The sequence below is a fragment of the Kitasatospora aureofaciens genome (assembly GCF_019192735.1).
In the GTDB taxonomy this organism is placed as follows: domain Bacteria; phylum Actinomycetota; class Actinomycetes; order Streptomycetales; family Streptomycetaceae; genus Kitasatospora; species Kitasatospora aureofaciens_A.
This window is the reverse complement of sequence record NZ_JAHTKP010000054.1, coordinates 15,637-33,992: the sequence shown is the minus strand read 5'-3', so window position 1 is coordinate 33,992 and position 18,356 is coordinate 15,637. Positions and strand designations below refer to the sequence as shown.

At 71.8% G+C, this 18,356-nt stretch carries 16 protein-coding genes; 11 read left to right on the top strand and 5 right to left on the bottom strand.

Annotated features, from left to right (window positions below; translation table 11 throughout):
• Position 1 precedes the first annotated feature (1 nt).
• The 4 genes from KV557_RS32890 to KV557_RS32875 all read left to right on the top strand — a co-directional run bounded on the left by KV557_RS32890 (position 2) and on the right by KV557_RS32875 (position 5,034).
• Positions 2-1,762 (top strand): YifB family Mg chelatase-like AAA ATPase, encoded by a 1,761-nt coding sequence (locus tag KV557_RS32890; RefSeq protein ID WP_218205217.1) that lies wholly within the window; start codon positions 2-4, stop codon positions 1,760-1,762.
• Complete coding sequence (gene dprA, locus KV557_RS32885) at positions 1,759-2,931, top strand: DNA-processing protein DprA (RefSeq protein WP_256178308.1); 1,173 nt, start codon at positions 1,759-1,761, stop codon at positions 2,929-2,931. Before KV557_RS32890 ends, dprA begins: the two co-directional genes overlap by 4 nt.
• Before the next feature lie 550 nt (positions 2,932-3,481).
• On the top strand, positions 3,482-4,312 hold the full coding sequence (whiG, locus tag KV557_RS32880) for an RNA polymerase sigma factor WhiG (RefSeq protein ID WP_218205233.1): 831 nt from the start codon (positions 3,482-3,484) through the stop codon (positions 4,310-4,312).
• Between the two features lie 146 nt (positions 4,313-4,458).
• Positions 4,459-5,034, top strand: coding sequence for a TetR/AcrR family transcriptional regulator (locus KV557_RS32875; RefSeq protein ID WP_218205232.1), 576 nt, complete (start codon positions 4,459-4,461; stop codon positions 5,032-5,034).
• Between the two features lie 9 nt (positions 5,035-5,043).
• On the opposite strand, the gene KV557_RS32870 is transcribed toward KV557_RS32875, so the two are convergent.
• Positions 5,044-5,679 (bottom strand): M23 family metallopeptidase, encoded by a 636-nt coding sequence (locus tag KV557_RS32870; RefSeq protein ID WP_218205216.1) that lies wholly within the window; start codon positions 5,677-5,679, stop codon positions 5,044-5,046.
• Between the two features lie 532 nt (positions 5,680-6,211).
• Between KV557_RS32870 and rpsB the strand changes: the two genes are divergently transcribed.
• From rpsB to rlmN, 6 genes are all read left to right on the top strand, one after another.
• Positions 6,212-7,069, top strand: a complete 858-nt coding sequence (gene rpsB, locus KV557_RS32865; RefSeq protein ID WP_218205215.1) for a 30S ribosomal protein S2 — start codon at positions 6,212-6,214, stop codon at positions 7,067-7,069.
• A 129-nt stretch (positions 7,070-7,198) separates the two neighbouring features.
• A complete protein-coding gene (gene tsf / locus KV557_RS32860; protein ID WP_218205214.1) occupies positions 7,199-8,038 on the top strand; it encodes a translation elongation factor Ts in 840 nt (279 codons plus the stop codon).
• 262 nt (positions 8,039-8,300) lie between these two features.
• Positions 8,301-9,065, top strand: coding sequence for a UMP kinase (gene pyrH, locus KV557_RS32855; RefSeq protein WP_153462872.1), 765 nt, complete (start codon positions 8,301-8,303; stop codon positions 9,063-9,065).
• A gap of 98 nt (positions 9,066-9,163) precedes the next feature.
• Positions 9,164-9,721 carry a ribosome recycling factor gene (gene frr, locus KV557_RS32850; RefSeq protein ID WP_218205213.1) on the top strand — a complete coding sequence of 186 codons (558 nt, stop codon included), beginning with the start codon at positions 9,164-9,166 and terminating at the stop codon, positions 9,719-9,721.
• Entirely contained in the window at positions 9,721-11,211 is a 1,491-nt protein-coding gene (locus KV557_RS32845) for a phosphatidate cytidylyltransferase (RefSeq protein WP_374106704.1), read from the top strand. The genes frr and KV557_RS32845 overlap by 1 nt, the downstream gene beginning before the upstream one ends.
• Before the next feature lie 91 nt (positions 11,212-11,302).
• Positions 11,303-12,442, top strand: coding sequence for a 23S rRNA (adenine(2503)-C(2))-methyltransferase RlmN (gene rlmN, locus KV557_RS32840; protein ID WP_218205212.1), 1,140 nt, complete (start codon positions 11,303-11,305; stop codon positions 12,440-12,442).
• Positions 12,443-12,457: 15 nt separating this feature from the next.
• Here the strand turns inward: rlmN and KV557_RS32835 are convergent, their stop codons facing one another.
• The 4 genes from KV557_RS32835 to KV557_RS32820 form a co-directional block, all read right to left on the bottom strand.
• Entirely contained in the window at positions 12,458-13,609 is a 1,152-nt protein-coding gene (locus KV557_RS32835) for a hypothetical protein (RefSeq protein ID WP_218205211.1), read from the bottom strand.
• A gap of 27 nt (positions 13,610-13,636) precedes the next feature.
• Positions 13,637-14,392 (bottom strand): ABC transporter ATP-binding protein, encoded by a 756-nt coding sequence (locus KV557_RS32830; protein WP_218205210.1) that lies wholly within the window; start codon positions 14,390-14,392, stop codon positions 13,637-13,639.
• 223 nt (positions 14,393-14,615) lie between these two features.
• Positions 14,616-16,010 (bottom strand): aspartate aminotransferase family protein, encoded by a 1,395-nt coding sequence (locus KV557_RS32825; protein WP_218205209.1) that lies wholly within the window; start codon positions 16,008-16,010, stop codon positions 14,616-14,618.
• Positions 16,007-16,480, bottom strand: coding sequence for an Lrp/AsnC family transcriptional regulator (locus KV557_RS32820; RefSeq protein ID WP_030243538.1), 474 nt, complete (start codon positions 16,478-16,480; stop codon positions 16,007-16,009). Before KV557_RS32820 ends, KV557_RS32825 begins: the two co-directional genes overlap by 4 nt.
• Before the next feature lie 299 nt (positions 16,481-16,779).
• Here KV557_RS32820 and KV557_RS32815 point away from each other — a divergent pair, with 299 nt between their 5' ends.
• Positions 16,780-18,225, top strand: coding sequence for a gamma-aminobutyraldehyde dehydrogenase (locus KV557_RS32815; RefSeq protein WP_218205208.1), 1,446 nt, complete (start codon positions 16,780-16,782; stop codon positions 18,223-18,225).
• The last annotated feature ends 131 nt before the right edge of the window (positions 18,226-18,356 follow it).

Here is an 18,356-nt window from a genome sequence, read left to right as displayed (position 1 = left end):
GATGGCCTTCGCCCGGACCTGTTCCGTCGCGCTGGTCGGCGTCGACGGGGTGATCGTCGAGGTCCAGGCCGATCTGGAGCCCGGGGTGGCCGCGTTCACCCTGGTCGGCCTGCCCGACAAGGCGTTGTCCGAGGCTCGCGACCGGGTGCGCGCGGCCGTCGTGAACAGCGGCGAGGCCTGGCCGCAGCGCAAGCTGACGGTCGGGCTCAGTCCGGCCTCCGTGCCCAAGAGCGGCAGCGGCTTCGACCTCGCGGTGGCCTGCGCGGTCCTGGCCGCCGCCGAGCGGCTGGACCCGTCGGCGATCGCCGACCTGCTGATCATCGGAGAGCTGGGGCTGGACGGCCGGGTGCGGCCGGTCCGCGGGGTGCTGCCGTCGGTGCTGGCCGCCGCCGACGCCGGGTACGAGCGGGTCGTGGTCGCGGAGCAGACCGCGGCCGAGGCCTCGCTCGTCCCCGGGGTGAACGTGATCGGCGTCCGCAGCCTGCGCCAACTGCTCGCCGTCCTCGCCGGTGTTCCCGCGCCGGAGGAGCCGCCGGACCCGATCGGGGGCCGCCCCGATCCCCTGATGGCCGGGCTGATGCTGCCCAGTGCCGGCGTCCGGGGCCTGCCCGACGACAAGGCGGCGCACCAAGACATGGCCGACGTGGCCGGCCAGCACGAGGCCCGGCGCGCCCTGGAGATCGCCGCCGCCGGCGGACATCACCTGTATCTGAAGGGACCGCCGGGCGCGGGCAAGACCATGCTGGCCGAGCGGTTGCCCTCGCTGCTCCCACCGCTCACACAGAAGGAGGCGCTGGAGGTCACCGCCGTGCACTCGGTCGCGGGCCTGCTCCCGGCCGGCCGGCCGCTCATCGACCGCGCGCCGTACTGCGCCCCGCACCACTCCACCACGATGCCGGCGATCGTCGGTGGTGGCAGCGGCCTGCCCCGTCCGGGTGCGGTTTCGCTGGCCCATCGGGGCGTCCTGTTCCTGGACGAGGCGCCGGAGTTCCCCGTCCGGGTGCTGGACGCGCTGCGGCAGCCGTTGGAGTCGGGCGAGGTGGTGATCGCGCGCTCGGCTGGATCGCTTCGGCTGCCGGCCCGGTTCCTGCTCTGCCTGGCCGCCAACCCCTGTCCCTGCGGCCGGTATTCGCGGCGGGGCGAGGGGTGCGATTGCACCCCGGTGATGGTCAGTCGCTACCAGGGGCGGCTGTCCGGGCCGCTGCTCGACCGGGTCGACCTCCAGGTCCAGGTCGCACCGGTGACGCGGGTCGAGCTGATGGAGCGGGACAGCACGGCGGAGAACACCGAGACGGTCGCGGCCCGGGTGCTGGCCGCGCGGGAACGGGCGGCGGCCCGGCTGGCCAGCACCCCGTGGCGGACCAACGCGGAGGTGCCGGGCCACGAACTGCGGACACGCTGGCAGCTCGCGCCCGGCGCATTGAACGATGCCGCGCGCCAGTTGGAGCGCGGGCTGCTGACCGCCCGTGGCCTGGACCGGGTGCTCCGGGTTGCCTGGACGGTTGCCGACCTCGCCGGCCGGGACCGCCCGGACCAGCGGGACGTGCGCACCGCACTGGTCCTGCGCACTGGCGTCGAGCACGGCCTCCCGCTGACCGAACGCGTCTTCGGTCGGCTCGGGGCCATCCCGGCCCAGCGGAGCGCGCCGGGCGAGGACCCGCCCGATCGGAGCGACGGACCTGGCGGGCAGGACCGTCCGGGCCGCGTCCGACGGGCCGGAGCGCAAGACCAGTACCCGGCGAACGAGGACGGTGACACATGAACCGGATGATGGCGGACCCCCAGCAGCCGCTCGCAACACCTGCCGAGCCCGAGCCCGAGCGTCTCGCCCGAGCCCTGCTCAGCCGGCTGAGCGAACCGGGGGACGCGGTGGTCGGCCGCTGGCTGCGCCAACTCGCCGCCGTCGACGTGGTCCAGGCGATCCGGGACGGTGCTGTGCCCGACCACCCCGGGCTCGACGGGCCCCGACTCGCCGGCTACCAGGCCAGACTCCCCGGCCTGGACCCCGCCGAAGACCTGGAACGGGTACGACTGGCCGGTGGACGCTTCATCATTCCGGGGGACACGGAATGGCCCAGCCAGTTGGACGATCTGGGCGACGGGCGGCCGATCGGGCTCTGGACCACCGGTACGGGCTCGCTGCGCCTGCTCGCCCTCCGCTCGGTGGCCGTGGTGGGCTCCCGGGCCTGCACCGCCTACGGCGCGCACGTTGCGGGGGAGCTGTCGGCCCAACTCGCCGAGCGCGGTTGGGTGGTGGTCTCCGGCGCTGCCTACGGAATCGACGCGGCGGCACATCGCGGGGCGTTGGCCGTGGGTGGGATGACCATCGGGGTGCTGGCCTGCGGGGTCGACGTGGCCTACCCGAAGGGCAACGCCGAACTGATCCGGAGGATCGGCGTCCAGGGGCTGCTGCTCAGCGAACTCCCGCCGGGGGAGCACCCGAACCGCTTCCGCTTCGTGCTCCGCAACCGGGTCATTGCGGCGCTCACCCGGGGCACCGTCGTGGTCGAGGCGGCTGTGCGCAGCGGCGCGCTGAGCACGGCCAGACGGGCACGCGACCTCAACCGGCACACGATGGGCGTGGCCGGCCCGGTCACCTCGGAGTTCTCGGCGGGGGTGCACGCCCTGATCCGCAGTGGCGGCGCCACGCTGGTCACGGACGCGGCGGAGGTCACGGAGCTGATCGGATCGATCGGGGACGACCTGGCGCCGCAGCGGACCGGACCGGTCCTGCCGCGGGACCTGTTGGAGCCGGTGGTGGCCCGGGTCCTGGAGGCCGTTCCGGCCACCGCCGAGGGCGCGCCCGTCGAGCGGCTGGCCCGGCAGTCCGGGCTCCCGCCGGACGAAGTGCTGCAGCGGCTCTACGAGTTGGGCTCGCTCGGCTTTGTGGAGCGGCGCGGTGCGCACTGGCGAGCGGTGCGGAGGAGGTGATGGTGAGGGGGAGGGAATACCTGCGCTGAAGGAAGGGGTGATGGGTGGCGACCCCGGCTGACCTGCCGATCCGGGCCGTCCACCCCCAGCGTCCCGATCCGGTGACGGGAACGCCACCGGATCGGGGGACGACCGAGTGGCGGTAGCGCATTGCAGCGAGTCGGTCACGCTACGCTCCACATGCCTTCCCTATCAGCACATGACTCGGCAGAACGGCGCAGACCAACGTATGCCCACACACATTCCCGGACACAGAGTGACCGGTGGCGCCCGGTCCTCGGGAGGGCCGCGCACCGAGCGGCGCCCCGTGACCGAGTTCCCGCCCAAGGCGACGGGGGCGATGGGTGGCCTTTCTCGGCAGGGCGGCCGGCCGGCGTCGGTGCCCGGCCAGCCCGCCGACGCGGTCGGTGGCGCCGACACCGTCCGCGGAACCGGCGTCAGCACCAGCGCCGATGCCAGCAGCGGCGAGGTCGTGGACCGTCCGCGCGCGCTGTCCGGGGCACCCACCGACGGGGCCGGTGCGCGCCTCGCCACGGAGGCGCCCGACGGGGTGCCTCCGCCGGCCTCTCCAACTGGGGCAGCGCAGGCACCCCAGGGCGGGCCGGAGTCCGGCGGGCACGGGCGCAGCGCGCTTGAGGAGCTCTGGCGCTCCTACAAGGAGACCGGCGACCAGCGGCTGCGGGAGCAGCTGATCCTGCACTACTCGCCGCTCGTCAAGTACGTGGCGGGGCGTGTCGGAGTCGGGCTGCCGTCCAACGTCGAGCAGGCCGACTTCGTCTCCTCCGGAGTCTTCGGGCTGATCGACGCGATCGAGAAGTTCGACATCGACCGCGCCATCAAGTTCGAGACCTACGCGATCAGCCGTATCCGCGGCGCGATCATCGACGAGCTGCGCGCGCTGGACTGGATCCCGCGTTCGGTGCGGCAGAAGGCCAAGGCGGTCGAGCGGACGTACGCGACGCTGGAGGCCCGGCTGCGCCGGACTCCGCACGACCCGGAGGTCGCGGCGGAGATGGGCATCGCGATCGAGGATCTGCACGCCATCTTCAGCCAGCTGTCCCTGGCGAACGTGGTCGCGCTCGACGAACTGCTGCACCCGGTGGGGGAGGGCGGCGACCGGCTGAGCCTGATGGACACCCTTGAGGACCACGGCGCCGACAATCCGGTCGAGGTGGCCGAGGACCGCGAGCTGCGCAGGCTGCTGGCCCAGGCGGTCAACACCCTCCCTGAGCGGGAGAAGACCGTGGTGACGCTCTATTACTACGAGGGACTCACCCTCGCCGAGATCGGGCAGGTCCTCGGGGTGACGGAGAGCCGGGTGAGCCAGATCCACACCAAGTCCGTCCTGCAGCTGCGCGCCAAGCTGTCGGACATCCGCTAGCGAGACCCGGGGCTGCTCAGGACCGCGACACTGCCTCGGCGTACGCCGGGCGGCACGGTCGGGCTCCCCTCCATATGCGCGGCAACGTATCGGCCGCGTGTAGGGCTCCGTACAGTGGGAGCGTGCCGAAGATCCGAGCGGCCACGGTGGCCGAGCATCGCCAGCTGCAGCGGGCAGCTCTTCTTGACGCTGCCCGCAGCCTGCTCACCGAGGGGGGCATGGAGGCGCTGACCTTCCCCGCCCTTGCGGCGCGCACCGGGCTGGCGCGGTCCTCGGTCTACGAGTACTTCCGCTCCCGGGCCGCGGTGGTCGAGGCGCTCTGCGAGGTGGACCTCCCGCTCTGGGCGGCCGAGATCGAGGCCGGCATGGAGAGCTGCGACACGGCGGCCGACCGGATCGAGGCGTATGTCCGGGGCCAGCTGGTGCTGGCCGCGGATCCGCGCCACCGGGCGGTCGTGGCGATCTCGGCACTGGAGCTCGACGAGGCCGCGCGCGAGCGGATCCGGGCGGCGCACGGGAAGCTGGTCGGCCTGGTGATCCAAGCGCTGGAGGACCTGGGTCACACCCAGCCCCGGCTCACGGCGGCCCTGCTCCAGGGGATCGTGGAGGCCGCCGTCCGCCACAGCGAGCAGCTGGCGGCCGCCGGAGCCGCGCCCGAGAGCCCTGAGGCGATCGCCGACGCCGCCGTGGCCATGGCTCTGCACGGCCTCAGCCGCGCCTGAGTCACCGAGCTACCCCGCCGGCCCCGACCGCCTGGGCCTCCCCGGCCGCTCCGGCCCGCCCAGGGGCAGCAGCCGTGCCGAGCCCACGCCGAACAGGGCGAGCGGGTCGAGGTACCGGCCGCCGCGCAGCAGTCCCCAGTGCAGGCAGTCCCGTCCGGTGCAGTGCCGCCCGTCGGGGGCGAGCCTTCCGATCACCTGCCCGGCCGCGACGACGCTGCCCACCGGCACGCTGCCGGTGACCGGCAGGTAGGTGGTCCGCAGTGGGGACGCGCCCGAGTCCGGGTGCGTGACGGTGACGACCGGACGACCGGCCACCAGCCCCGCGAACGTCACCACCCCCGGGGCCGCCGCCCGCACCTCCTCCCCGACCGCGGCGGCCAGGTCCACTCCCCGGTGCCCGGCGGCCCACGGCTTCGCCGGCGGCTCGAACCGACCGAGGACCCCGCCGGGCCCGCCCACCGGCCACGCCCGCCCCCGCCCGCCAACAGCGCCGGAAGCGCCGCCGCCACCACCGAACGGCAGCCCCGAGGCGCCTGCCGTACGCGCGTCGCCCGCCGCACGCGCGGCGCCCGAGGCGCCCGACAGAGCGAGCGCCACCAGCAACACCACAGCGAGCATCCCCCGAACCCCGGCACGAGCAGTCATGCGCCCGAGGCTCCCGGCAACGATGCGCCCACACCACCCCATTCGGATTCCTGTGGACAAACCGCCCCTGTGGACAAATGCCATCCCTCCGACGGGTGTACGACCCCGCCATCCGATGTACAAACACCCCGGCCGCACTCGCGGGCGGACCGTCAGCCCCTCCGGGCCCGCGCGCCCCGGCCCCTCCGCCAGCTGCGGAGTCGCCCGCCGCTCGGCGCTTCCCGTACACTTCACACGCGACCCGGTCCGCCGGGTCGACTTCGCACGCCCCGCCACCGGTGGTCGGAAGCGGCTCTGCCGCCGCCCCCGCCAGGTGCGAGTGCCGCTCGGTCCGCCGAGCCCGCCCCGGTCCCAGGACCGAGCGGGTGGAAGCGGCTCGGCACGTTCGGGGCGTCAGGCGTGGCTGTCACCTGGCCGCCACGGACAAACCGAGCCTGACCCGGCCGTACGCAGTCGCCGAACGGGAAGCGCACCGCGCGAACCCGCCGTGCACCGCGTCACCGCCGGGCCGTAACACCTGAGGAGCACGGCTATGGCCGTCGTCACGATGCGGGAGCTGCTGGAGAGCGGCGTCCACTTCGGTCACCAGACCCGCCGCTGGAACCCGAAGATGAAGCGCTTCATCATCACCGAGCGCAACGGCATCTACATCATCGACCTCCTGCAGTCGCTGAACTACATCGACCGCGCCTTCGAGTTCATCAAGGAGACCGTTGCCCACGGCGGCAGCGTCCTCTTCGTCGGCACGAAGAAGCAGGCCCAGGAGGCCATCGCCGAGCAGGCCACCCGCGTGGGCATGCCCTACGTGAACCAGCGCTGGCTCGGCGGCATGCTGACCAACTTCTCGACCGTCTACAAGCGCCTGCAGCGCCTGAAGGAGCTCGGCGAGCTGGACTTCTCGGACGTGGCCGGCTCCGGCCTCACCAAGAAGGAGCTCCTGGTCCTCCAGCGCGAGCACGACAAGCTGGAGAAGACCCTCGGCGGTATCCGCGACATGCAGCGCGTTCCCAGCGCCGTCTGGATCGTGGACACCAAGAAGGAGCACATCGCGGTCGGCGAGGCCCGGAAGCTCAACATCCCGGTCGTCGCCATCCTCGACACCAACTGTGACCCCGACGAGGTCGACTACAAGATCCCGGGCAACGACGACGCGATCCGCTCCGTCACCCTGCTGACCCGCGTGATCGCCGACGCCGTGGCCGAGGGCCTGAAGGCCCGCGCCGGTGTCGCCAAGGGCGACGCCAAGGCCGAGCCGGGTGCCGACCAGCCGCTGGCCGACTGGGAGAAGGACCTCATCGAGGGCGAGAAGAAGGCCGAGGAGGCCCCCGCCGCCGCCGAGGCTCCCGCCGCCGAGGCTCCGGTCACCGAGGCCCCGGCCGAGCAGGCCTGACGTACCAAGGGTGAGGGGCACCCGCCGGTACGACACCGGTAGGTGCCCCTCTCTCCCACGCCGGGACCGAACCATCGGTCCCGGCGTCTCCCCACGCAGACACGCGAGACGCGAGAAGAGATTCACACCATGGCGAACTTCACCGCCGCGGACGTCAAGAAGCTCCGTGAGCTCACCGGCGCCGGCATGATGGACTGCAAGAAGGCCCTGGACGAGGCCGAGGGCAACGTCGAGAAGGCCGTCGAGCTCCTGCGCATCAAGGGCCAGAAGGGCGTTGCCAAGCGCGAGGGCCGTGACGCCTCCAACGGCGCCGTCGCCGCGCTGATCGCCGAGGACAAGAAGTCCGGCGTTCTGGTCGAGCTGAACTGCGAGACCGACTTCGTCGCCAAGGGTGACAACTTCGTCAAGGTCGCCAACGCGATCGCCGTCCACGTGGCCAAGACCTCTCCGGCCGACCTGGACGCCGCCCTGGCTTCCGAGATCGAGCCCGGCAAGACCGTCCAGCAGTTCGTCGACGAGGCCAACGCGACCCTGGGCGAGAAGATCGTCTTCCGCCGCTTCGCCCAGTTCGACGGTGACGGCTTCGTCGCGGTCTACCTGCACAAGACCAGCCCCGACCTGCCGCCGGCCGTCGGCGTCCTGGTCGAGCTGGACAAGGAGAACGCCGAGGTCGCCAAGGACGTCGCGCAGCACATCGCCGCCTTCGCGCCGAAGTTCCTGTCCCGCGACGAGATCTCGGCCGAGGTGCTCGACAACGAGCGTCGCGTCGCCGAGGCCACCGCTCGCGAGGAGGGCAAGCCCGAGGCCGCCCTGGCGAAGATCGTCGAGGGTCGCGTCACCGGCTTCGTGAAGGAGAACGCCGTTCTGGAGCAGGCCTTCGCGAAGGACAACAAGAAGACCGTCGCCAAGGTCCTCGAGGAGAACGGCGTCGCCCTCAAGCGCTTCGCCCGCTTCCGCGTCGGCGCCTGAGCCACGTTCCACCTGGTCCCCGGCGCGCTTACGCTGGGAACCGCCCCCGCCCGCTGACCTGGGCGGGAGGAACGCCGAACGGGCTCACCCAGCGCCAACCGTCTATGGGCGGGCCACGTCGGCACCATGAACGACGAGGAGGCCATTGCCGTGCAGGACACCGTACCGGTTCCCGCGGCAGTGGCCTCCTCGCGTGTACGCGCAGACCGGGCATCCGCACTCCCGCGTCTGTGAGCCAGTAGGTGCAAAAAGGAGAAGTCCCATGCAGGAGACGCAGGAGACCGCGCAGGAACCCAAGGACGGCTCGCGCCGCCGGGTGCTGCTGAAGCTGTCCGGTGAAGCCTTCGCCGGTGGTGGCGGGCTCGGCGTCGACCCGGACGTCGTGCACGCGATCGCCCGGGAGATCGCCACGGTCGTGCGCGCCGGCACCGAGGTCGCGGTCGTCATCGGAGGCGGCAACTTCTTCCGCGGTGCGGAGCTGCAGGTCCGCGGCATGGACCGGGCCCGCTCCGACTACATGGGCATGCTCGGCACCGTGATGAACTGCCTGGCGCTCCAGGACTTCCTGGTCAAGGAGGGCATCGAGACCCGGGTCCAGACCGCGATCACCATGGGCCAGGTCGCCGAGCCGTACCTGCCGCTGCGGGCCGTCCGGCACCTGGAGAAGGGCCGTGTGGTGATCTTCGGCGCCGGTATGGGCATGCCCTACTTCTCCACCGACACCACGGCCGTCCAGCGGGCGCTGGAGATCCACGCGGACGTGCTGCTGATGGGCAAGAACGGCGTGGACGGCGTCTACGACTCCGACCCCCGGACCAACCCGGACGCGGTCAAGTTCGACGCCCTGGAGTACTCCGAGGTCATCGCACGCGACCTCAAGGTCGCCGACCTCACCGCCATCACGCTGTGCAAGGACAACAACCTCCCGATGCTGGTCTTCGAGCTGCTGGCGGAGGGCAATATCGCGCGTGCGGTGAAGAGTGAGAAGATCGGCACACTCATCAGCCAGGATTCTGTCCGGGCCTGAGCAGCAACCAGCCGTACGGGACGGCGTCGGCGCCGTGACCGGCCGCCACGCCGACACCGGTCGGGACAACAGCAGATGAACCGGACAGGGAGATCACAGTGATCGAAGAGACCCTCCTCGAAGCCGAGGAGAAGATGGAGAAGGCCGTCGCCGTCGCCAAGGACGACTTCGCCGCCATCCGTACCGGCCGTGCGCACCCGGCGATGTTCGCCAAGATCGTCGCGGAGTACTACGGCGCCGTGACGCCGATCAACCAGCTGGCCTCGTTCTCGGTGCCGGAGCCCCGGATGGCGGTCGTCTCGCCGTTCGACAAGACCGCGCTGAAGGCGATCGAGCAGGCGATCCGCGACTCCGACCTGGGCGTCAACCCGTCCAACGACGGCTCCATCATCCGGGTGGTCCTGCCCGAGCTCACCGAGGAGCGCCGCAAGGAGTTCATCAAGGTCGCTCGCGGCAAGGGCGAGGACGCCAAGGTCTCGATCCGCGCCGTGCGCCGCAAGGCCAAGGACGCCATCGACAAGCTGGTCAAGGACGGCGAGGTCGGCGAGGACGAGGGCCGCCGCGCCGAGAAGGAGCTCGACGACACCACGGCCAAGTACGTGGCGAGCATCGACGAGCTGCTCAAGCACAAGGAAGCCGAGCTGCTCGAAGTCTGATGAACGACGCCCCTGACGCCCCTGGCTACTGGGGCCCATCCGACCAGCAGTACCAGCCCTACCGCCCGGCGCCGCAGCCGCAGGCCCCCGGGCAGCCGTCGCACCCGGCGCCGGGGTACGGCGAGCCCGCGGCGGCGCCGCAGGCCCCGGGTCACCCCGGCCACCCGGGCGGCCAGGCCGCCTTCCCGGGTGCGCCGGGTGTGCCTGGCGTGCCGGGCGCCGGCCCGGGCGACCAGGGCCGGCGAACGGGTCACGCGCCGCAGCCCCCGGCGTACTGGGGCCCCGACGCGGAGGAGACTCAGGTCATGCCTCCCGTACCGGCCGGCCCGGTTCCGCCGGCCGGACCAGGCCTGCCCGCCTCTCCGGCGGCCCGTCCGGCCCCGGGCCAGGAAGCGGGTCCGGGCCGGGAGGCCGGCCGGCTGAGCGGCCCGCTGTTCCGGGACGAGCAGCCCGAGACGGCGGCGCCGGGCGCGTCGGAGACCGTAGTGCTGCGCGCGATAACCGATGACGCCGCCCCCACCCCCGGCCACGGCGGCCCGCCGTACCCGGGGGCCCCGGTGCATCCCGGGCCGCCGCCGAGCCACCCGGCGGCCGGGCAGCCCCACTTCGTGCCGTTGTCCCACCCAGGGCAGGAGACACCCGTGGCCCAGCCCGATCCGCAGCCCCAGCCGCGCAAGCAGCGCGGCGGCCGTAACCTGCAGGCCGCGATAGGGGTCGGAGTCGGTCTTGGCGCGGTGATCATCGCCTCGCTGTTCGTGGTGAAGGCGCTGTTCCTGATCGTCGTGATGGCTGCGGCGTCGGTCGGCATCTGGGAGCTGACCAGCCGGCTGTCCGAGCGCAAGCAGATCAAGGCGCCGCTGGTCCCGCTGGTCGCGGGCGGCATCGCCATGATCGCCACCGGCTACTGGGCCGGGGTCCAGTGGGCCGCGGCCTCGCTCGCGCTGACCGGGCTTGCGGTGATGGTCTGGCGGATGGCCGAGCCGCCGGAGAACTACCTGCGGGACATAACGGCGGGTGTGTTCACCGCCTTCTACGTGCCGTTCCTGGCCACCTTCGTGGCGATGATGCTGGCGGCCGACGACGGCCCGCAGCGGATCGTGCTCTTCCTGATCGTCACGATCTGCAGCGACACCGGCGCCTACGCGGTGGGCTACAAGTTCGGCAAGAACAAGCTGGCCCCGACGATCAGCCCGGGCAAGACCCGGGAGGGCCTGGCCGGTGGCATCGGCCTGTCGATGCTGGCCGGCGCCCTCCTGATGCAGCTGATCATCGACGGCGGCAGCTGGTGGCAGGGTCTGATCCTGGGCGGCTGCGCGGCGGTCACCGCGACCCTGGGCGACCTGGGCGAGTCGATGATCAAGCGCGACCTCGGCATCAAGGACATGGGCACGCTGCTGCCCGGCCACGGCGGGATCATGGACCGGCTGGACTCGCTCCTGCCGACCGCCCCGGTGGTCTGGCTGCTGCTGGCGGCCTTCGTCGGCAGCTAACGGCCGCGCGTACGCGAAGGGGCCCCGGACAATCCGGGGCCCCTTCGTCGTGTTCGGCCCGCCCCGGGGCGTCTGCGACACTGGAACAACCATGCCTAAGCCCGGAGAACTCACCTTTGTCGCGCCGCGCGGCGCCAAGCCCCCGCGACACCTCGCCGACCTGAGCCCCGCCGAGCGCAAGGAGGCCGTCGCCGAGCTGGGCGAGCAGCCGTTCCGCGCGAAGCAGCTCTCCAACCACTACTTCGGCCGGATGTCGGACGACCCGGCGAGCTGGACGGACATCCCCGCCGCCAGCCGGGAGAAGCTCACCGAGAGCCTGCTGCCCGAGCTGATGTCGGTGGTCCGGCACGTCTCCTGCGACGACGACACCACCCGCAAGACGCTGTGGAAGCTGTTCGACGGCACCCTCGTCGAGTCGGTGCTGATGCGCTACCCGGACCGGGTCACGATGTGCATCAGCTCGCAGGCCGGCTGCGGCATGAACTGCCCGTTCTGCGCGACCGGCCAGGCCGGTCTGACCCGCAACCTCTCCACTGCCGAGATCGTCGAGCAGATCGCCGCCGGGATGCGCGCGCTCAAGACCGGCGAGTTCGGGGGGCGCGGGGGGTCGTCCCCCCGAGATGGTCGCAGTCCGGGGGGCGAGGCGCGGCTGTCCAACGTGGTGTTCATGGGCATGGGCGAGCCGCTGGCCAACTACAACCGGGTGCTGGCCGCGATCCGCCGGCTGACCGACCCGGCGCCGGACGGCTTCGGCCTGTCCCAGCGCGGCATCACCGTCTCCACCGTCGGCCTGGTCCCGGCGATGAACCGGCTCGCCGACGAGCGCCTCAGCTGCCGCCTCGCGCTGTCGCTGCACGCCCCGGACGACGAACTGCGCGACGAACTGGTGCCGGTGAACACGCGGTGGAAGGTCGCCGAGGTGCTGGACGCGGCGTGGAACTACGCGGAGAAGTCCGGCCGCAGGATCTCCATCGAGTACGCGCTGATCAAGGACATCAACGACCAGGCGTGGCGGGCGGACCTGCTCGGCCGGCTGATCAAGAACCACCGGGTGCACGTCAACCTGATCCCGCTGAACCCGACGCCCGGCTCCAAGTGGACCGCCTCCCGGCCCGAGGACGAGCGCGAGTTCGTCCGCCGGCTCCAGTCCCACGGCGTGCCGACGACCGTCCGCGACACCCGCGGCCAGGAGATCGACGGCGCCTGCGGCCAGCTCGCCGCGGCGGGCTAGGGCTACGGGTCAGAACTAGCGGAGCCCGGCGGCGGCCAGGGCGGCCGTCGCCCCGCCGGTGACCAGCAGCGTCGTGCCCACCGCGAGGGTGCGCAGGGCGACCGCGCCGAAGAGCAGCCGGGGCGAGGTGCCGAGGCGCAGCAGTGCGTCGGTGACGTCCCGGCGGTCGGTGCGGACCTCGGCCAGCCGGGCGGCGACGGCCGCCGCCGCGCAGCCGAGCACCAGGCAGGCCTCCACGGCCGGCAGTGCGTCGGCGCTGTCGGGGGTGCCGATCCAGTAGCGGATGGTGGTGAGCACCACCGCGACGACGAGGGTGAGCACGGCGAGCGGCGCGCCGAGCCGGCGGGCCTGCGCGGTGAGGCCTCGGCCGGCCAGCAGCCGCAGCGGGGTGGGCCGGCCGAGGGCTAGCAGCCGTCCGGTCCAGGACAGCAGCGGGCCGGTGAGCAGGGCGAGGCCGAGGGCGCTCGCGGCCCAGCCGCCGAACGCCGCGACGCTGGTGGTGCCGAGCCCGGCCGGCAGGTGGACCGGCCGTCCGTCTTCGGCGGCGCCGGGCCGCAGGGCGATGAGTTCGAGGGCGAGGCCGACGACGGCCAGGCCGATCGGCAGAGCGATCCGGAGCGACGAGAAGCCGGTGCGGCTGGTGCGCCGGCCGCCGGGCAGGGTCTCGGCGATCGGTACCGCGCAGGCCGCGGCGATCCCGGCGGTGATAGGCACCAGGGCGAGCAGGGTGACCGGGGCGGCGGCCGGCAGCGGCGCGCCCATGCCGAGGTCGGGGGCGAGCGAGGGCCCGGCGATGTCGTTGCGCAGCACCAGGAAGAGCAGCAGCGTGAGCACGCTGCCGAGGGTGCAGGCGAGCGCGACCTCGCCGGCGATCAGGCTGCGGATCCGGCCGGAGCTGGCCCCGGCGGCGGTGAGGCCGGCGATCCGCGCCGGCCGCTGGGCGGGCACCGCGCGGGCGGCGACGGCGGCGAACCAGGCGACGGCGGCCAGTGGGGGCAGGCACCAGACCAGCCGGACGACCGGGACGGCGCCGCCGGTCTGCTCGCTCATCGCCCGGCCGAGCGAGCGCAGGAGGAAGGCGGCGACCACGGCGGAGGCGAGGGCGGTGAGCAGCCAGCGGCCGAGGTCGGGCACCCGGTAGCCCCGGGCCAGACGGAGATAGAACACGTCGACTCTTTCAGCGGCTCGGCGTCGTCAGCGGCGGGTGGCCGAGACGGTGGACGCACCGGCCGTGCCCGGGGCGGCGGGGGCGCGCCGGACGGGGGCGGCGGGGGCGGTGAGCCGTCCGTCGACGAGGGCGACGGCACGGTCCGCGAACCGGACGAGCTCGGGGTCGTGGGTGGCCAGCACGAGGGTGAGCTGGTGCGAGCGGGACGCGCTGGTCAGTATCCGCAGGACCTGGTCGGCGGCCTCGCGGTGGAGCGGCGCGGTGGGGTCGTCGGCGAAGACGACGGGCGGCAGCGGGGCGAGCGCGCGGGCGACAGCGATCCGCTGGCGCTGGCTCTGGACCAGCCGGTCGGGGCGCTGCCGCGCGATCTCGCCGACGTCGAGGCGTTCCAGCCACTCGTCGGCGGCCGTGTACGCGGCCTTGTTGCCGGCGCCGGCGAGCAGCAGCGGCAGGGCGACGTTCTCCCGGGCGCTCAGTTCGGGCACCAGGTGGGGTTCGGAGCCGACGAAGCCGAAGCGGTCGCGGCGCAGCCGTTCGCGGCCGGCCCGGGTGAGGGTGTGCACGGGGGCGCTGTTGAACCAGACCTCGCCCTTGTCGACCGGGAGGAGGGCGGAGAGGCAGCCGAGCAGCGTGCTCTTGCCGGAGCCGCGCGGGCCGGTGACGGCGAGCACCTCGCCCTCGCGGACGCCGATCGAGATGCCGCGCAGGGCGGGAGTGCCGTGATGGGACTTGACGATCCCTCGGGCCCACAGCACGTCGTTGTCAGGCGGGGCCGCTGACATGAGGTTCCATCCTGGGTGGCCGCAGGGATATGACAGTCGTCAGATTAGAACGACTGGGACCTTGCGCGGTTGCGGCACACAGGTCCATCGCGGGCAAATCACCCGCAATCAGGCATGTTTGTGGGCAGGTACGGGCCGGAAACCGTGCCCGAAACACCGAAGGGCGGCCCCGCGGGGAGCGGGACCGCCCTTCGGCGGAGGGGGCGGAAGAAGGATCAGGTGATCAGAGCTTCGCCCACGCGTCGGTGAGGCTGGTCCGCAGGATCTGCTCGATCTCGTCGAAGGTCGACTGGTCGGAGATCAGCGGCGGGGCCAGCTGGACGACCGGGTCGCCACGGTCGTCGGCGCGGCAGTATAGGCCGTTGTCGAAGAGCGCCTTCGACAGGAAGCCGTAGAGCACGCGCTCGGTCTCGTCGTCGTTGAAGGTCTCCTTGGTGACCTTGTCCTTGACGAGCTCGATGCCGTAGAAGTACCCGTTGCCGCGGACGTCGCCGACGATCGGCAGGTCGCGCAGCTTGCTCAGGGTGGCCAGGAAGCGCGACTCGTTGTCGAGCACGTGCTGGTTCAGGCCCTCGCGCTCGAAGATGTCGAGGTTGGCCAGCGCCACGGCCGAGGACACCGGGTGGCCGGCAAAGGTGTAGCCGTGCAGGAAGGTGTTGTCGCCCTTGTAGAACGGCTCGGCGATGCGGTCCGAGATGATCGTGGCGCCGATCGGGGAGTAGCCCGAGGTCATGCCCTTGGCGCAGGTGATCATGTCCGGCACGTAGCCGAACTTGTCGGCGCCGAACATGGTGCCGAGGCGGCCGAAGGCGCAGATGACCTCGTCCGAGACCAGCAGCACGTCGTGGCGGTCGCAGATCTCGCGCAGGCGCTGGAAGTAGCCGGGCGGCGGCGGGAAGCAGCCACCGGCGTTCTGTACCGGCTCGACGAAGACGGCGGCGACGGTCTCGGGGCCCTCGAAGAGGATGGCCTCCTCGACCTGGTCGGCGCACCAGCGGCCGTAGGCCTCGGGGTCGACGGTTCCGTCGGGGCCCTCAAGGTAGTGCGGGGCGCGGTAGATGTTGGTGTTCGGGGCCTTGTGGGTGCCCGGCACCAGCGGCTCGAACGGGGCCTTCAGGCCCGGCAGGCCGGTGATCGACAGGGCGCCCTGCGGGGTGCCGTGGTAGGCGATGGCGCGGGAGATGACCTTGTACTTGGTCGGCTTGCCGATCAGCTTGAAGTACTGCTTGGCCAGCTTCCACGCGGTCTCGACGGCCTCGCCGCCGCCGGTGGAGAAGAAGACCTTGTTCAGGTCGCCCGGGGCGTAGTTGGCCAGCCGCTCGGCCAGCTCGACGGCCTTGGGGTGCGCGTAGCTCCAAATCGGGAAGAACGCGAGCTCCTTGGCCTGCTTGGCGGCCACCTCGGCGAGCTCGGTGCGTCCGTGACCGGCCTGCACGACGAACAGGCCGGCGAGGCCGTCGATGTACTTCCGGCCCTTGTCGTCCCAGATGTAGGTGCCCTCGCCCTTGACGATCGTCGGCACGGGGGAGTTCTCGTACGACGACATGCGGGTGAAGTGCATCCACAGGTGGTCGTAGGCGGTCTTGGAAAGGTCCTTCTGCGCCGGGTCGGCTGTCATCGGGTGCCCCAGGTGTAGGTCTGTTTCCGGAGCTTCAGGTAAACGAAGCTCTCGGTGCTCCGCACGCCGGGAAGCGCGCGGATGCGCTTGTTGATGAGTTCGAGCAGGTGCTCGTCGTCCTCGCAGACCAGTTCGGCCAGGAGGTCGAACGAGCCTGCGGTGCAGACGACGTAGTCGACCTCGTCGAGGGCGGCCAGCGCGTCGGCGACGGGCTCGATGTCACCCTCGACCCGGATCCCGACCATCGCCTGGCGGGTGAAGCCGACGGTGAGCGGGTCGGTGACGGCGACGATCTGCATCACGCCCTGGTCGAGCAGCTTCTGGACGCGCTGGCGCACGGCCGCCTCGGACAGGCCGACGGCCTTGCCGATGGCGGCGTACGGGCGGCGCCCGTCCTCCTGGAGCTGCTCGATGATCGCCTTGGAGGCGGCGTCGAGGGGAACGCTGGCGTTCCGGTCGCGGTTGGCCACGCCGCCACTGTGCCTGATCGTTCCCCTGTTCGCAAGCGTGGAAACTGCTGATTTCGTTGTGATCTTGGAAAGTGTGTACGGATTTCATCGCGTGAGCGCGTCAGGTCTGTCGATCCCGTCCGTCCAGCGGCTACTCTGGCACGGTACGCGCGCGGCTCCGCAGCGCAGCGCGCGTTCCCCCACCAGTGGACCGCGCCGCTTCGGGCCCGGCCACTCGGCACCCTTCGTACGCCGGATCCGCCGACGTACCATGGCGCCGGAATCTGCAACGCCGCAGGCTCAGACCGAGGAGAGACCCCGTGAGCGACCTTCGCACGCTGCGCAACTACATCAACGGTGAGTTCGTCGACGCGACGGACGGCCGCACGCTCGACATCGTCGACCCGACCTCCGGCGAGGTCTACGCGACGTCCCCGCTGTCCGGCGCCACCGACGTGGACGCCGCCATGGCCGCGGCCGCCGCCGCGTTCCCGGTCTGGCGCGACGCCACCCCGAGCACCCGCCAGAAGCTGCTCCTCAAGATCGCCGACGCAGTCGAGGCCCGCGCCGACGAGATCGTCGACGCCGAGGTGCGCAACACCGGCAAGCCCCGCGGGCTGACCCTCTCCGAGGAGATCGGCCCGATGGTGGACCAGATCCGCTTCTTCGCCGGCGCCGCCCGCCTGCTGGAGGGCAAGGCCGCCGGTGAGTACATGGACGGGATGACCTCGATCATCCGCCGCGAGCCGGTCGGCGTCTGTGCCCAGGTCGCGCCGTGGAACTACCCGATGATGATGGCCGTCTGGAAGTTCGCCCCGGCGATCGCCGCCGGCAACACCGTCGTCCTGAAGCCCTCGGACACCACCCCGGCCTCCACCGTGCTGCTGGCCGAGATCATCGGCGGCATCCTCAAGGAGCTGGAGCTGCCAGCCGGCGTATTCAACGTGATCTGCGGCGACCGCGAGACCGGCAAGCTGATGGTCGAGCACCGCACCCCGGCGATGGCCTCCATCACCGGTTCGGTCCGGGCCGGCATCCAGGTCGCCGAGTCGGCCTCCAAGGACGTCAAGCGCGTGCACCTGGAGCTGGGCGGCAAGGCCCCGGTCGTGGTCTTCGAGGACGCCGACATCGCCGAGGCCGTCGAGGGCATCTCGGTGGCCGGCTTCTTCAACGCCGGCCAGGACTGCACCGCCGCCACCCGCGTGCTGGTGCACGAGTCCATCCACGACGCCTTCGTCGAGGCGCTGGCCAAGGCCGCGGCCGAGACCAAGACCGGCGGCGTGGACGACGAGGACGTGCTCTACGGCCCGCTGAACAACGCCAGCCAGCTGAAGCAGGTGGCCGGCTTCATCGAGCGGCTGCCCGCCCACGCCAAGGTCGAGGCCGGTGGCCACCGGGTCGGCGACAAGGGCTACTTCTACGCCCCGACCGTCGTGTCCGGCCTCCAGCAGGACGACGAGATCATCCAGAACGAGGTCTTCGGCCCGGTCATCACCGTGCAGAAGTTCACCGACGAGGACCAGGCCGTCGAGTACGCCAACGGCGTCGAGTACGCGCTGGCCTCCTCGGTGTGGACCAAGGACCACGCCCGTGCCATGCGGATGTCGCGCCGCCTGGACTTCGGCTGCGTGTGGATCAACACCCACATCCCGCTGGTGGCCGAGATGCCGCACGGCGGCTTCAAGAAGTCCGGCTACGGCAAGGACCTGTCGTCCTACGGCTTCGAGGACTACACCCGCGTGAAGCACGTCATGACCGCGATCTAGCGGGTCATGACCGTCGGGCGCAGTATGACCGCGATCTAGCGGGTCGTGACCGTCGGCGCAGTATGACCGCCATCTGATGATGGTGTGAACTGACAATGGGTCCGGGTCTTTTCGACCCGGGCCCTTGTCTC

Coding starts and splice junctions, on each gene's coding strand:
- KV557_RS32890 (WP_218205217.1), top strand. CDS start 2: ATGGCCTTCGCCCGGACCTGTTCCGTCGCGCTGGTCGGCGTCGACGGG.
- dprA (WP_256178308.1), top strand. CDS start 1,759: ATGAACCGGATGATGGCGGACCCCCAGCAGCCGCTCGCAACACCTGCC.
- KV557_RS32870 (WP_218205216.1), bottom strand. CDS start 5,679: ATGACTGCTCGTGCCGGGGTTCGGGGGATGCTCGCTGTGGTGTTGCTG.
- rpsB (WP_218205215.1), top strand. CDS start 6,212: ATGGCCGTCGTCACGATGCGGGAGCTGCTGGAGAGCGGCGTCCACTTC.
- tsf (WP_218205214.1), top strand. CDS start 7,199: ATGGCGAACTTCACCGCCGCGGACGTCAAGAAGCTCCGTGAGCTCACC.
- pyrH (WP_153462872.1), top strand. CDS start 8,301: ATGCAGGAGACGCAGGAGACCGCGCAGGAACCCAAGGACGGCTCGCGC.
- KV557_RS32845 (WP_374106704.1), top strand. CDS start 9,721: ATGAACGACGCCCCTGACGCCCCTGGCTACTGGGGCCCATCCGACCAG.
- rlmN (WP_218205212.1), top strand. CDS start 11,303: ATGCCTAAGCCCGGAGAACTCACCTTTGTCGCGCCGCGCGGCGCCAAG.
- KV557_RS32830 (WP_218205210.1), bottom strand. CDS start 14,392: ATGTCAGCGGCCCCGCCTGACAACGACGTGCTGTGGGCCCGAGGGATC.
- KV557_RS32825 (WP_218205209.1), bottom strand. CDS start 16,010: ATGACAGCCGACCCGGCGCAGAAGGACCTTTCCAAGACCGCCTACGAC.